The sequence below is a fragment of the Enterobacter sp. KB-221C9 genome (assembly GCF_041320715.1).
GTDB classification, from domain to species: Bacteria; Pseudomonadota; Gammaproteobacteria; order Enterobacterales; family Enterobacteriaceae; genus Enterobacter; species Enterobacter asburiae_D.
In genome coordinates this window covers 162032-175740 of record NZ_JBGIWG010000003.1, presented here as the reverse complement: position 1 = coordinate 175740, position 13709 = coordinate 162032, and the positions used below count along the sequence as shown (strand labels likewise).

Here is a 13709-nt window from a genome sequence, read left to right as displayed (position 1 = left end):
GCACCACCGGGGAACAGACGACTTAGAAGTCGTAACGCAGACGCACCAGGTTCATGTCGCCCAGGTTGTCGGTGCTGGAAGTGAACACGTGTTCGTAATCCACGCGGAAACCGTAATCCAGCTGGAAGCTGATACCCACGCCGTTGTCGATGCGCTGGTAGTTACGGCCGTTCACGTACTCAATGCGGTCGCCCATGAAGTACGGCTGGATGGATTTAACCGCATACTGACCGATTGGGAACTTGTAGCCCGCAAAGTATTCAATACCCCATGCATCACCGGCGAAGTAGTCGTTAACCGACACTTTTTTGGTGGTCAGGAAGTTCTGGTACCAGCCGCCGCCTGCGGAGAAGGTCCAGTTATCCGGCGTCCAGCTCAGCGCGGTACCGAGAATGTTCTGGTCGTAGGTTTTGCTGTCGCCGTTGTCCGGGTTACGCATGTCCGCGCGGGTGTAGTTCCACGCTGCGCCCCAGGTCAGATCGGTGGTCAGGTGATAATCCAGACCCAGTGAACCGCCGCCTTTACGCTTGTAGCGCAGGCCGTTGCCCGGCAGATATTCGCTGTCTTCAAACAGGTAAGATGCGTAGATGTCGGCATCGCCCACGGTTTTCTTATATTTCAGCATCTGGCGTGAACGATAAGAACCGTCGTAGTCGCCGTTGATCCCGTTACCCGGAGCCTGGCCGATCATGTCGTAGTCCCAGATATCGGTTTTCGCGCCCACCACATCATAGTAAACGCTGTTCTGTTGACCGAAGGTCAGCGTACCCCAGGTGTCGCTCTTCAGACCGGTGTAGAGCATACGACGCGTGGTGTCGTGCGCGCCGTCGGCGTAGTGGTGATCCCAGTTAAACTGCGCGGGAATATTCACACCCAGCTCGTAGTAGCTGATCCAGCTGATGTCATCAAACAGGTAGTAATCAGCCGCGAAACGGAAACGGGTGCCGCCGTCAAAGCCGTTACGCTTGTAGCTGTTTTTACCGTCGTCGCCGGTCATGTTCTGGAACTGAGGACGAATACTGCCGCCAACGGTGAAGTTCAGGCGGCTTAGCGGGTTACCCGCCTGAGGATCCTGCTTAAGAACGGTGATTTCCGCCTGAGAAGCGAAGGTAGTCAATGCCACTGCCGCGCCGATCGTTGCCGCCAGCGCTGATTTTTTTATAGTCATTATTTTTCCTTAATAGACACGCTGCTAAATATTTAGCGGGTGAATATTAACTGGAAATAATCGGGCTGTGTGGTCGGTTTTTTAATGTTTTGTGCTACTAAATGAGTGGGTATTATCAGTTTGTGCTATTTAAACACTGCGCACCGGCATTAAAAACCGGCGCGCAACTATCACTGTACTAAATCAACTCACAAACTGACGGAACAGGGCTTTGCCCTTTAACAGCCGCGTGCCGAGCCAGCCTCCGCAGAGAGAAAGCAGCACCGCGCCACAAAGAGGCAGGATCAACCAGAGACGCCAGTCAGGCTCCCACGGGAAGTCGAAGACCTTTGTCTGCAGCACCGCCAGAGCCGTCTCCGCGCCGATGGCCGCTACCAGACCCGCCACCAGCCCCAGCAGCGCAAACTCGCTCCAGAGCGTCATCCGCAGCAGCCGCTTTCCGGCCCCCAGCGTGCGGTAGACCACCAGCTCCTGATGGCGCTGGCGCATGCCCACCTGCACCTGGGCCAGCAGCAACAGCACGCCGCAGATCGTCACCAGCACCACCATGACCTCCAGCGCGCGGCTCACCTGCTCCAGCACCTGCCCTACCTGCTTCAGGATCGCCCCGATATCCAGCAGGCTGACCGTTGGAAACTCCCGGTTAAGCTGGGTCAGCATGCCGTTGCCGTTTTCCCAGCGGAAGCTGGTCAGCCAGCTCTGCGGCTGCCCGTCCAGCGCGCCCGGCGGGAAGATAAAGAAGAAGTTTGGCCGCAGGCTTTCCCAGTCCACTTTGCGCAGGCTGGTGACTTTCGCGGTAAAATCCTGGGTATCGCCGGTAAAGGTGACGCTGTCTCCCAGCTTCACGTTCAGGCGCGTCGCCAGCCCCTCTTCCATCGAGACTTCTCCCGCTTTCGGCGGCCAGGTGCCGGCGGTTATCGGGTTGTGGTCAGGGCGTTTATCCTGCCAGGTCAGGTTCAGCTCGCGGTTCAGAGACTCGTCCTTGTTCCCCTCCGTTGGCTGACCGTTGATCTGCGTCAGACGCGCGCGAACGATGGGATAGAACGACTCAGGGATAATGTGATGCTCCGACAGGAAGCCCTTCAGCGGCGTGACCTGCTCAGGCGCGATATTGATCAGGAAATAGTTCGGGCTTTCCGGGGGAAGCTGCTGCTGCCAGCGATCGAGCAAATCGCCGCGCAGCACTAAAAGCAGCGCCAGCAGCATAAACGACAGCGAGAAGGCCGACAGCTGGCTGAGCGTTGACCACGGCTGATGCAGCAGGCGGTTGACCGCCAGGCGCACGGGCAGGGATTTTACCGTCAGCCTCTTCAGGACGTTGAGCAGTATCCAGCCCAGCACGCCGCACAGCAGCGCCAGCACAACCGCCCCGGCCAGTACCGCCCACAGCAGCGTGCTGCCCCCCATCAGCCATGCCAGCAGTCCCACCGCCACCGCAATAATCACCGGAAGGTAGAACTTCAGCGGCCAGACGTTCGCCACCACATCGTTGCGGAGCACGCGCAGCGGCTGCGTCGCGAGCAGCAGGCGGTACGGGCGTAGCCCTACCAGCAGCGAAATCACCGTCATCGCGCCGATTGCCCATAGCCACGGCCAGAGGCTGGCCGGCGGCAATGCGGCCGGAAGCACCGGTTTGAGCATCACCATCAGCAGTTTTTCAAACAGCAGCCCGATTATTCCGCCAGTAATCGCGGAGAGGACCAGCAGCATTAGCCACTGGCCGACAATCAGCTTGCGCAGCTGCGCCCTGCCCGCCCCCAGGGTTTTGAGGATCGCCACCAGGTCGTAGCGGCTGCGGCAGTAGTGCCCCATCGCCACGGCTACCGCCGCCACCGCCAGCAGCAGGGTTAAAAGCGCCGACAGCAGCAGGAACTGCTGAGAACGCTCCAGCGATTTACCCAGCGCCCCTTCGTCCTGCTCCAGCCCGTACCAGCGGTGTTCCGGTTTTAACTGCGGCAGAAGCCATTTTTCATACGCGCCAAGCTGGGCAGGCGTGCCGCCAAACTTATAGCGCCAGGTGACGCGGCTGCCCGGCTGTACCGCATGGGTTGCCGCGACATCCGCAGTGTTCATCAGCAGGCGGGGTGCAAGCTGAAAGGGGTTAAAACCGCCGTCGGGCTCCTGCACCACTTCCCCGGCAATTTTGAGGGTGGCGTCGCCGACGTCGATACTGTCTCCGGGTTTCAGGTTCAGAAGCGCCATCAGACGAGATGCCAGCAGCACCGTGCCAGGCGTCGGCTTTAACCCCGGCGGACTGGTTTGTAAATCACCGTACATCGGGTAGATGTCATCCACGGCCTTCACGCTGGCCAGCTGCGGCGTGTCGCCCGCAAAGGTCATGGTCTGGAAGGTTATCTGCTCCCCCACCTTCAGCCCTTCTTTGCGCGCTTCTTCTATCCAGCCCGACGGCACCGGGCGGGAGCTTTGCAGCGTCCTGTCCCCCGCCATAAACTCCCGGCTCTGCTGGCTGAGCCCTTTTTCCATGCGGTCGCTGACGCTGCCGAGCGCCAGCACGCAGGCCACCGCCAGGCTTAGCGCCAGCCAGACGATCAGCAGCGAGGGGGAACGCCACTCGCGCCAGAACCAGCGGGTAATCATGCCTCCTCCTGAAGAATACCGTTGACCAGCCGCAGGCGACGGTCGCAGCGGGCGGCGAGCTGAGGATCGTGGGTCACGAGGATCAGCGTGGTGCCGTGCTCGCGGTTGAGCGAAAACAGCAGGTCGGCAATCCGGTCTCCGGTTTTACGGTCAAGGTTACCGGTGGGCTCATCGGCAAACAGGACTTCGGGACGGCCGTTGAACGCCCGCGCCAGCGCCACGCGCTGCTGCTCGCCGCCGGAAAGCTGCGCGGGAAGATGGTCGAGACGTTTCCCCAGACCGAGCTGTTCCAGCAGCGCCTTCGCATGCGTGCGGCTTTCACGGCTGTTTTCACCGCGCAACAGCGCCGGGAGTTCGACGTTTTCCAGCGCGTTCAGGGTGGGGATCAGCATAAAGGACTGGAAAACAAAACCAACGTGACGCGCGCGCAGCGCGGCCCGCGCCTCTTCATCAAGCTGGTGCAGCGGGTGCCCGACAAGGTGGACCTCGCCGCTGCTGCCGTCGTCCAGACCGGCCAAAATCGCCAGCAGCGTGGACTTACCGGAACCGGATTCGCCAATCAGCGCGATGGTTTCAGCGCGTTTGACAACGAGTTCAACTCCAGTAAGGATGGAAAGCTCGTGTTCCCCCTGACCGACGGACTTCTTAAGATGATGAACTTCAACACTGTTTTCCGCTGGCATTTGCCCTTCCTGTTTTTGATTCTGATGACCTTCCGCGCGGCGGCAGCGGACACGTTACTGGTTCTCGGCGACAGCCTGAGCGCAGGCTACCGCATGGCGGCCAGCGCGGCCTGGCCCGCCCTGCTCAATGACAAATGGCAGAGCAAGACCGCTGTAATCAACGCCAGCATCAGCGGTGATACTTCGCAGCAGGGCCTGTCGCGCCTGCCTGCGCTGCTCAAACAGCATCAGCCGCGCTGGGTGCTGGTGGAGCTTGGCGGTAATGATGGCCTGCGCGGTTTCCAGCCTCAGCAAACCGAGCAAACGCTGCGCACCATTTTGCAGGACATCAAGGCGGCAAACGCCCAGCCGCTGCTGATGCAAATTCGCCTGCCCGCCAACTACGGTCGTCGGTATAATGAGGCCTTTAGCGCGATCTACCCTAAGCTTGCCAAAGAGTTTGATATTCCGCTGCTGCCATTTTTCATGGAAGAGGTCTATCTCAAACCCCAGTGGATGCAAGACGACGGGATCCACCCCAATCGCGATGCTCAGCCGTTTATTGCCGACTGGATGGCAACGCGGCTGGCTCCTTTAGTTAAACATGACTCCTGATTAAGCGGAGATCCTGACAGGTAAAGTTATGCAAAAATCGGTCTTAATTACAGGATGTTCCAGTGGAATCGGCCTGGAAAGCGCGCTCGAACTGAAGCGCCAGGGGTTTCGGGTCCTGGCGGCCTGTCGCAAACCCGACGATGTCGAACGCATGAACGGGCTGGGCTTTACCGGCGTGCTGCTGGATATGGACTCGCCGGAGAGCGTTGAACGCGCCGCCGATGAAGTGATCGCACTGACCGACAATCGTCTGTACGGGCTCTTTAACAATGCCGGCTACGGCGTGTATGGCCCGCTGGATACCCTCTCCCGCGAAACGCTGGAGAAACAGTTTTCGACCAATTTCTTCGGCGTGCATCAGCTCACCATGCGCCTGCTCCCCGCGATGCTGCCGCACGGTGAAGGGCGCATCGTGATGACATCGTCGGTGATGGGGCTGATTTCCACCCCGGGCCGCGGCGCCTACGCCGCCAGCAAATATGCGCTGGAGGCCTGGTCCGACGCCCTGCGCATGGAGCTACGCCACAGCGGCATTAAGGTCAGCCTGATTGAACCCGGCCCGATCCGCACCCGCTTTACCGAAAACGTGAACCAGACGCAGGCGGATAAACCGGTCGAGAACCCCGGCATTGCCGCACGTTTTACCCTGGGGCCAGAAGCGGTTGTGGCCAAAGTGCGCCATGCTTTTGAGAGCGAACACCCCAAAATGCGCTATCCGGTGACGCTGGTCACCCATGCGGTAGGCTGGTTAAAACGCCTGCTGCCGGGCCGGATGATGGACAAAATTTTACACGGCTGAGTTGAAGCGACGACGCGCATCCCCATGTAAAGAACAAACCGACAAAAGAGAAAGCCGCATGTCCGTACAGAATATCGTCAATATCACAGAAGCTAACCTGCAACAGACCCTTGAACAGTCGATGACCAAACCGGTGCTTTTCTACTTCTGGTCTGAACGCAGCCAACACTGCCTGCAGCTGACGCCGGTGCTGGAAAGCCTTGCCGCCCAGTACAACGGTCAGTTCATTCTCGCTAAGCTGGACTGTGACGCCGAGCCGATGGTGGCGTCACAGTTTGGTCTGCGCGCCATTCCTACCGTCTATCTGTTCCAGAACGGCCAGCCTGTTGATGGCTTCCAGGGACCGCAGCCGGAAGAGGCTATCCGCGCCCTGCTGGATAAAGTGCTGCCGCGCGAAGAAGAGCTGAAAGCGCAGGAAGGCATGGCGCTGATGCAGGAAGGCAAATACGACGAGGCGCTGCCGCTGCTCAAAGACGCGTGGCAGCTGTCGAATCAGAACAGCCAGATTGGCCTGCTGCTGGCGGAAACGCAGATCGCCCTGCACCGTTCAGAAGACGCGGAAGCCGTACTCAAAACGGTTCCACTGCAGGATCAGGACACCCGCTATCAGGGGCTGGTCGCGCAGATTGAGCTGCTGAAACAGGCGGCGGACACCCCGGAAATTCAGCAACTGCAGCAGCAGGTCGCCGACAACCCGGCCGACGCCGCGCTGGCAAGCCAGCTGGCGCTGCAGCTGCACCAGGTGGGGCGTAACGAAGAGGCGCTGGAGCTGCTGTTCAGCCATCTGCAAAAAGACCTCGCCGCCGCAGACGGTCAGGCGCGTAAGATGTTCCAGGAGATCCTGGCCGCGCTGGGCACCGGAGACGCGCTGGCGTCGAAGTATCGTCGCCAGCTGTACGCGTTGTTATATTGATGCACTTTGCCCGGTGGCGGCTTCGCCTTACCGGGCCTACAAAAGCACGAATCGTAGGCCGGGCAAACGCAGTGCCGCCCGGCACAATCAGCGCACGTTTTTCAACTGCGTCACCACAAGCTGATGCCGTGAATTGTAGAACTTCCGATAGGTCAGGTAGCAGGCAATGATGGTTGACAGGCTTGCCGTGGAAAGCAGCATAAACGTCACCATGATCTGATACTTAATCGCTTTTACCGGATCGATACCGGCAAAAATCAACCCCGACATCATGCCCGGCAGGCTCACCAGCCCCACCGTTTTGGCTGAATCTACCGTTGGGATCAGCGATGAGCGAATGCTCTCACGAATCAGCCGCGCCGAAGCTACTTTAGGCGTCGCACCCAGGCTTAATTTCTCCTGTAGCTGCTGCTGTTCACTGCTGAAACGCTGGCCGAGATTGTTATAACACAGCCCAACGGCCACCATGGCGTTCCCCGCAATCATCCCGGAGATGGGGATAACCTGCATCGGCGTAAACGCAATCGAGCCGGAGAGCACCAGCACCGCCAGGGTGAGCGCCGTCCCGGTGGTAATGGCGATAAACGACGAGATAAACGCCTTATCAATGTATTTACTGCGCTTTTTCGCATTCCACGCCGCGTTGAAACAGATAAAGAGCACCATCAGCAGCGTCAGCACCGCGTGGTTAACATTGAATATATACTTCAGCACATAGCCGACGATGATGAGCTGAATCACCGCGCGGCAGATACTCCACACAATATCTTTTTCCAGCCCCAGCTTTTCCCGGTAGCTGACCACTATCGCAATCAATACCAGCACCATCGAAAACGCCAGGGATTCATTGGTAATATTATGCTCACCCACGGTTAGCCTCCTGCATTTTCCCGCCGTGCGGCTGAAGCGTAATCACGTCATCCGCATGGGTAATTTCGTTAGCGTCATGCGTCACCCACAGCACGGCAATGTTCTGCTCCCGGGCGTAGCGATGAATGATCTCGTTGACGTTGCGTTTGTTGGCGTCATCAAGCGCGCTGGTAATTTCGTCCAGCAAAAGCACCTTCGGTAAAAACTGCAGATTACGGATCAGCGAGACGCGCTGCTTTTCTCCGCCCGACAGCGCAGTGATGGATTTGCTCAGCGTCTCCTGCGGCAGGCCAAAGCGGGCAAGATCGCTGATAAATTTTTCCGGCTCCGGCGTTTTATTGCGGATTTGCCACGGGAAAATCAGGTTGTCATAGACCGTATCGCCAAAAAGCGCGGGGGTTTGCACGCAGTAGGAGACCTGCTGGCGATAGCTTTCCGGGGACAGCGTTGCGATATCCTGTCCTTCAAACAGAATGGTTCCCTCCGTCGGGCTAAGGAGTGAGGCCACAATCTTCAGCAGCGTACTTTTACCGCAGCCTGAGGGGCCCGTGATGAGTTTAAACTCGCCCGGCGACAGGCTAAACCCGACGTGCTGCAGGATCGTGTTTTCCCCGACACGAAATCCGATATCCCTGAGATGTAATCGTTTTTTGTTATCGTTCATTGCGCTTCCGTTAACCGCTTCGTGTAACAACCGTGTGTAGCATAATCCTTTCGTCCGCACAGAGCGAATAGCCTCACGCTAAAGCAAGTGTTAAACTTTTTGTTTGTTATTTGTCACCACCATCACTACAGGAAGTATGCGACATGGCACATATCTTTTATGAGTTTCCTTCCCTGAAGCCTGGTGTTCCTGATGTCGAAACATTAATGGAAGTCATCAAATCGTCGGAACTCACGCGTTTTGTCATTGGTGCAGAGGTGGTGGATTTTGTTAAGAAGGCGCTCATCGTGAACACCACGATCGGCAGTTTCAAAAATTGCTATTTCGCCTTTGACAACGGGACACACTTCCTTGAATTTGACGGCAAGGGAAAATCAAAACGTTTCGATGAGGTACCCGACTGGTTCGTCTCTCCGGCTGAATTTTCCCGTACCCAGTGGCTTATCAACCACAGTCTTGCGGATGTGAAAGCTACCCGGTTCATTGACGTGCTGATGTCCTACCCGCTGAAAGAGCGCCGCGCGCACTGTAATTTGTTATTCGGGCTGGAGCTGGAGAAGGTGAATGCGGTTCCGGCCGCAGCGTCAGCCGCAGGGAAAATCGGCAATAAAAACGGTAAAACGACCAAACCGCGCGTGACCGATCTGGGATCGTTTGAATTGTTCAGCCAGTTTTTTGCACGCATGAAAACCGCCGTGCTGGCCGACGAGTTCCCTACCCTGCAGGTCCTGACGGGCATGGATAACCTGACAAAAGCGCCGCATAATTTAAAGCAAGGTATCAGAACCTGGTTTAAAGCCATCGCGGGCGACCTTCCACCGAATAACAAACGCGTAGAAGCGGGGAATGCCGTTCTGTTCTGCGCTCCTGTCCGCGAACAGATCCAGCGTATCGAAGCGCTGGGGCTGGAGAAGTACTACCAGGGATTATCCAAAGCCATTGCCGAAGCGGGTGATGGCTTCATCTCTGACTTTACCTATACTTACGAGCAATAAACACACACATCTCTCGTCACAGCATGCAAAACAGGAGGTTTTTATGCTTATCGTTGTTCCTGTCCTTATTTTTGTTGCGCTGGTTATTGTGGGCGCAGGCGTCAAAATTGTCCCTCAGGGTTATCAGTGGACCGTTGAGCGTTTCGGTCGCTACACCAACACGCTCCAGCCGGGCTTAAGCCTGATTGTTCCGTTTATGGACAGAATTGGTCGCAAGATCAACATGATGGAACAGGTGCTGGACATTCCTTCTCAGGAGATCATCTCCAAAGATAACGCCAACGTCACCATCGACGCCGTCTGCTTTATTCAGGTGATTGATGCGCCGAAAGCAGCCTATGAGGTCAGCAACCTGGAGCTGGCGATCGTCAACCTGACGATGACCAACATCCGTACCGTGCTCGGCTCGATGGAGCTGGACGAGATGCTTTCCCAGCGCGACAGCATCAATACCCGCCTGCTGCACATTGTCGATGAGGCAACGAACCCGTGGGGGATCAAGGTCACCCGTATCGAGATCCGCGACGTGCGCCCACCGGCGGAGCTGATCGCCTCCATGAACGCCCAGATGAAGGCCGAGCGAACCAAGCGTGCCTACATTCTGGAAGCCGAAGGGGTGCGTCAGGCGGAGATCCTCAAAGCGGAAGGTGAAAAACAGTCGCAGATCCTGAAAGCCGAGGGCGAACGTCAGTCCGCATTTTTACAGGCGGAAGCGCGTGAACGTTCGGCAGAAGCGGAAGCCCGTGCGACCCAGATGGTGTCTGAGGCGATTGCCGCCGGTGATATCCAGGCCGTGAACTACTTCGTCGCGCAAAAATATACCGATGCGCTGAAAGAGATCGGCTCCGCGAACAACAGTAAAGTGGTGATGATGCCGCTGGAGGCCAGCAGCCTGATGGGCTCTATCGCCGGTATTGCCGAGCTGATTAAAGACAGCGGAAACGAGCGTAAAAAATGATTGAGCTGATCGTTGCACATCCTCACGCCTTCTGGCTAAGCCTCGGTGGCTTATTGCTGGCGGCGGAGATGCTGGGCGGCAACGGCTACCTGCTCTGGAGCGGTGTTGCCGCTGTCATTACTGGCCTTCTGGTCTGGATCCTTCCGCTGGACTGGGCGTGGCAGGGCGCGCTGTTTGCCGTGCTCACGCTGGTGGCCGCGTGGCTGTGGTGGCGCTGGCTAAACCGGCGGGTTAACGAGCAGAAGCCGCTGGACGCGCACCTTAACCAGCGCGGACAGCAGATTGTCGGCAAGCGTTTTACGCTCGACACCGGGCTGGTGAACGGGCGCGGGCATATGCGCGTGGGCGACAGCTCGTGGCCGGTGGTCGCCGACGACGACCTCAGCGCCGGTACGCGGGTTGAGGTCATTGCGGTGGAAGGCATTACCCTGCGGGTGAAAGCCTGCTAAGCAGAAGCCTTGCGATGACAGCAGCCGGCAAGATTGTCGATAATCGGGCAGTCGGCGCTGTCATCCCCCGGACAGGATTCCGCGAGCTGCAGCAGCTGTTCGCGCATCGCCTGCAGCTCGATGATGTGGCGTTCGATCTCGGCCACTTTTTCCAGCGTGCGTTTTTTCACGTCGGCGCTGTGACGCTTCGGATCGTTGAACAGGTTAACCAGCTCGCCGCACTCTTCCAGATTAAAACCGACCTGTCTTGCCTGGCGCAGTAGCGTCAGCTCATCAATATGCAGTTTCGTATAGCTGCGGTAGCCGTTTTCGCTGCGCAGCGGTGGCGTCACCAGCCCCTTCTCTTCATAAAAGCGGATTGCCTTGCTGGTTAAGCCGGTTTTTTTTGCCACGTCGCTGATATTCACATTTCCCCCTTGACCTTCCCCTTGATGGAAGGTTTAACCTTCATAACAGTTAGCGAAAAGCGTTACTCCGGTCAACTACTGACCAGTTCATTATACGGGAGTTTTGTTATGTCTCACACTATCGACCTGACGCTGGACGGCCTCTCCTGCGGCCACTGCGTCAAACGCGTTAAAGAAAGCCTGGAACAGCGCCCTGACGTTGAAAGCGCTGACGTGACTATCGATCGTGCCGCCGTGACCGGCAGCGCCAGCGCGGATGCGCTGATCGATACCATCAAGCAGGCCGGTTACGGGGCGGAGTTAAGCCACCCAAAGGCTAAACCGCTGGCAGAGTCATCATCCCCGTCGGAAGCGCTGACAGCGGCCACTCCTGAGCTTCCGGCAGCTGATGATATTGACGACAGCCAACAGCTGCTGATCAACGGCATGAGCTGCGCCAGCTGCGTCTCCCGGGTACAAAACGCCTTGCAGGCCGTACCGGGCGTCGCGCAGGCACGGGTCAATCTTGCGGAGCGTACTGCGCTGGTGATGGGCAGTGCCTCCGCCGCAGATTTAGTGCAGGCCGTTGAGAAAGCGGGCTACGGGGCGGAGGCCATCGAAGATGATGCCGAGCGCCGCGAGCGCCAGCAGGAAACGGCTATCGCCACCATGAAGCGCTTCCGCTGGCAGGCGATTGTCGCTCTGCTGGTCGGGGTGCCGGTCATGGTGTGGGGGATGATCGGCGACAACATGATGGTCACCGACGACAACCGCACGCTGTGGCTGGTGATTGGCCTGATTACCCTTGCGGTAATGGTGTTTGCAGGCGGACATTTTTATACCAGCGCCTGGAAGAGCCTGAAAAACCGCACCGCGACGATGGATACGCTGGTGGCGCTCGGTACCGGCGCGGCGTGGCTCTATTCGATGAGCGTGAACGTCTGGCCCCAGTGGTTCCCAATGGAGGCGCGCCATCTCTACTATGAAGCGAGCGCGATGATTATCGGCCTGATTAACCTGGGCCATATGCTGGAAGCCCGCGCCCGTCAGCGCTCCTCGAAAGCGCTGGAAAGATTGCTTGATTTAACCCCGCCGACGGCCCGCGTGGTCACGGACGAGGGGGAGAAAAGCGTCCCGCTGGCGGAAGTTCAGCCCGGCATGACGCTGCGCCTGACGACGGGCGATCGCGTTCCCGTTGACGGTAAGATAACCCAGGGCGAAGCCTGGCTGGATGAAGCGATGCTGACCGGCGAGCCTATCCCTCAGCAGAAATCAGACGGCGACGCCGTTCATGCCGGCACGGTGGTGCAGGACGGCAGCGTGCTGTTTACCGCCAGCGCCGTCGGCAGCCACACGACGCTGTCGCGTATTATCCGCATGGTGCGCCAGGCCCAGAGCAGCAAGCCGGAAATTGGCCAGCTTGCTGACAGAATCTCGGCCATTTTTGTGCCGGTGGTGGTCGGCATTGCCCTGCTGAGCGCGGCTATCTGGTATTTCTTCGGCCCCGCGCCGCAGATTGTTTACACCCTGGTGATCGCCACCACGGTGCTGATCATCGCCTGTCCTTGCGCCCTTGGCCTGGCGACTCCAATGTCGATTATCTCCGGCGTAGGCCGCGCGGCCGAATTTGGCGTACTGGTGCGGGATGCGGACGCGCTGCAGCGGGCCAGCACCCTCGACACGCTGGTGTTTGATAAAACCGGCACGCTGACCGAAGGCAAACCGCAGGTGGTGGCCGTCACTACCGCAGGCATTGCGCAAGAGGACGCGCTGCGTCTCGCCGCCGCGCTGGAGCAAGGCTCCAGCCATCCGCTGGCGCGCGCCATTCTCGATAAAGCGAATGCTTCTGCCCTGCCGCCGGTCAGCAATTTCCGCACCCTGCGCGGGCTCGGCGTCAGCGGTGAAGCAGAAGGCCACGCGCTGCTGCTGGGCAACCAGGCCTTGCTCAATGAAAACGGTATTGATACCTCCGCGCTGGAAAGCGAGCTGAACGCTCAGGCGTCTCAGGGCGCCACGCCGGTTCTGCTGGCGGTGGATGGCAAAGCCGCCGCGCTGCTGGCCGTGCGCGATCCGCTTCGCCAGGACAGCGTGGATGCCCTGCAGCGCCTGCACCGCGCCGGCTACCGTTTGGTGATGCTGACCGGGGATAACCCAACCACCGCCAACGCCATCGCGAAAGAGGCCGGAATTGATGAGGTGATTGCAGGCGTACTGCCGGACGGTAAAGCAGACGCCATCAAGAAACTGCAAAGTCAGGGTCGTCAGGTGGCGATGGTCGGCGACGGCATCAACGATGCCCCGGCGCTGGCCCAGGCGGACGTGGGGATTGCCATGGGCGGCGGGAGCGATGTCGCCATTGAAACCGCTGCTATTACGCTGATGCGCCATAGCCTGATGGGGGTTGCCGACGCGCTGGCCATTTCAAAAGCCACGCTGCGCAACATGAAGCAGAACCTGCTGGGGGCATTTATCTATAACTCGCTCGGTATCCCGATCGCGGCCGGTATTTTGTGGCCGCTGACCGGCACGCTGCTTAACCCGGTGGTCGCGGGTGCGGCGATGGCGCTCTCCTCCATTACCGTGGTGAGCAACGCCAACCGGCTGCTGCGCTTTAAACCGAAGGATTGAACCT

Annotated in this window: 13 protein-coding genes; 7 read left to right on the top strand and 6 right to left on the bottom strand. The window is 58.6% G+C overall.

Features of this window, described 5'->3' with window-relative positions:
• Positions 1–22 precede the first annotated feature (22 nt).
• From AB8846_RS04930 to ybbA, 3 genes are all read right to left on the bottom strand, one after another.
• Complete coding sequence (locus AB8846_RS04930; protein ID WP_023310628.1) at positions 23–1168, bottom strand: porin; 1146 nt, start codon at positions 1166–1168, stop codon at positions 23–25.
• Between the two features lie 183 nt (positions 1169–1351).
• Entirely contained in the window at positions 1352–3766 is a 2415-nt protein-coding gene (gene ybbP, locus AB8846_RS04925; protein ID WP_370732193.1) for a putative ABC transporter permease subunit YbbP, read from the bottom strand.
• The gene (gene ybbA, locus AB8846_RS04920) at positions 3763–4449 is read right to left on the bottom strand and encodes a putative ABC transporter ATP-binding protein YbbA (RefSeq protein ID WP_063145543.1); all 687 of its coding nucleotides are present in this window, start codon (positions 4447–4449) and stop codon (positions 3763–3765) included. The genes ybbP and ybbA overlap by 4 nt, the downstream gene beginning before the upstream one ends.
• Between ybbA and tesA the strand changes: the two genes are divergently transcribed.
• From tesA to AB8846_RS04905, 3 genes are read left to right on the top strand one after another with little or no spacing between them, the layout of a single operon-like run.
• Positions 4420–5043 (top strand): multifunctional acyl-CoA thioesterase I/protease I/lysophospholipase L1, encoded by a 624-nt coding sequence (gene tesA / locus AB8846_RS04915; protein WP_047650472.1) that lies wholly within the window; start codon positions 4420–4422, stop codon positions 5041–5043. The two genes, ybbA and tesA, sit on opposite strands and share 30 nt — an antisense overlap.
• A 28-nt stretch (positions 5044–5071) precedes the next feature.
• Positions 5072–5842: an SDR family oxidoreductase gene (locus AB8846_RS04910; RefSeq protein WP_014882827.1), complete on the top strand. Its 771-nt coding sequence runs from the start codon at positions 5072–5074 to the stop codon at positions 5840–5842.
• Positions 5843–5900: 58 nt separating this feature from the next.
• Positions 5901–6755, top strand: coding sequence for a co-chaperone YbbN (locus tag AB8846_RS04905; RefSeq protein ID WP_024906867.1), 855 nt, complete (start codon positions 5901–5903; stop codon positions 6753–6755).
• Positions 6756–6842: 87 nt separating this feature from the next.
• Here the strand turns inward: AB8846_RS04905 and fetB are convergent, their stop codons facing one another.
• Entirely contained in the window at positions 6843–7625 is a 783-nt protein-coding gene (gene fetB / locus AB8846_RS04900; RefSeq protein ID WP_023334753.1) for an iron export ABC transporter permease subunit FetB, read from the bottom strand.
• Positions 7618–8289 (bottom strand): iron ABC transporter ATP-binding protein FetA, encoded by a 672-nt coding sequence (gene fetA, locus AB8846_RS04895; protein ID WP_370732192.1) that lies wholly within the window; start codon positions 8287–8289, stop codon positions 7618–7620. Before fetA ends, fetB begins: the two co-directional genes overlap by 8 nt.
• Positions 8290–8432: 143 nt before the next feature.
• On the opposite strand from fetA, the gene AB8846_RS04890 reads away from it, so the two are divergent.
• Genes AB8846_RS04890 through AB8846_RS04880 form a run of 3 tightly spaced genes read left to right on the top strand, consistent with a single transcriptional unit; the run spans position 8433 to position 10691 of the window.
• Positions 8433–9284, top strand: a complete 852-nt coding sequence (locus AB8846_RS04890; RefSeq protein ID WP_331413146.1) for a hypothetical protein — start codon at positions 8433–8435, stop codon at positions 9282–9284.
• Positions 9285–9327: 43 nt separating this feature from the next.
• Entirely contained in the window at positions 9328–10242 is a 915-nt protein-coding gene (locus AB8846_RS04885; RefSeq protein WP_063145522.1) for an SPFH domain-containing protein, read from the top strand.
• Entirely contained in the window at positions 10239–10691 is a 453-nt protein-coding gene (locus AB8846_RS04880) for an NfeD family protein (RefSeq protein WP_063145523.1), read from the top strand. Before AB8846_RS04885 ends, AB8846_RS04880 begins: the two co-directional genes overlap by 4 nt.
• Here the strand turns inward: AB8846_RS04880 and cueR are convergent.
• Positions 10688–11098, bottom strand: a complete 411-nt coding sequence (cueR, locus tag AB8846_RS04875; protein ID WP_032661458.1) for a Cu(I)-responsive transcriptional regulator — start codon at positions 11096–11098, stop codon at positions 10688–10690. The two genes, AB8846_RS04880 and cueR, sit on opposite strands and share 4 nt — an antisense overlap.
• A gap of 108 nt (positions 11099–11206) precedes the next feature.
• Between cueR and copA the strand changes: the two genes are divergently transcribed.
• A complete protein-coding gene (copA, locus tag AB8846_RS04870; RefSeq protein ID WP_370732191.1) occupies positions 11207–13705 on the top strand; it encodes a copper-exporting P-type ATPase CopA in 2499 nt (832 codons plus the stop codon).
• Positions 13706–13709: the final 4 nt, after the last annotated feature.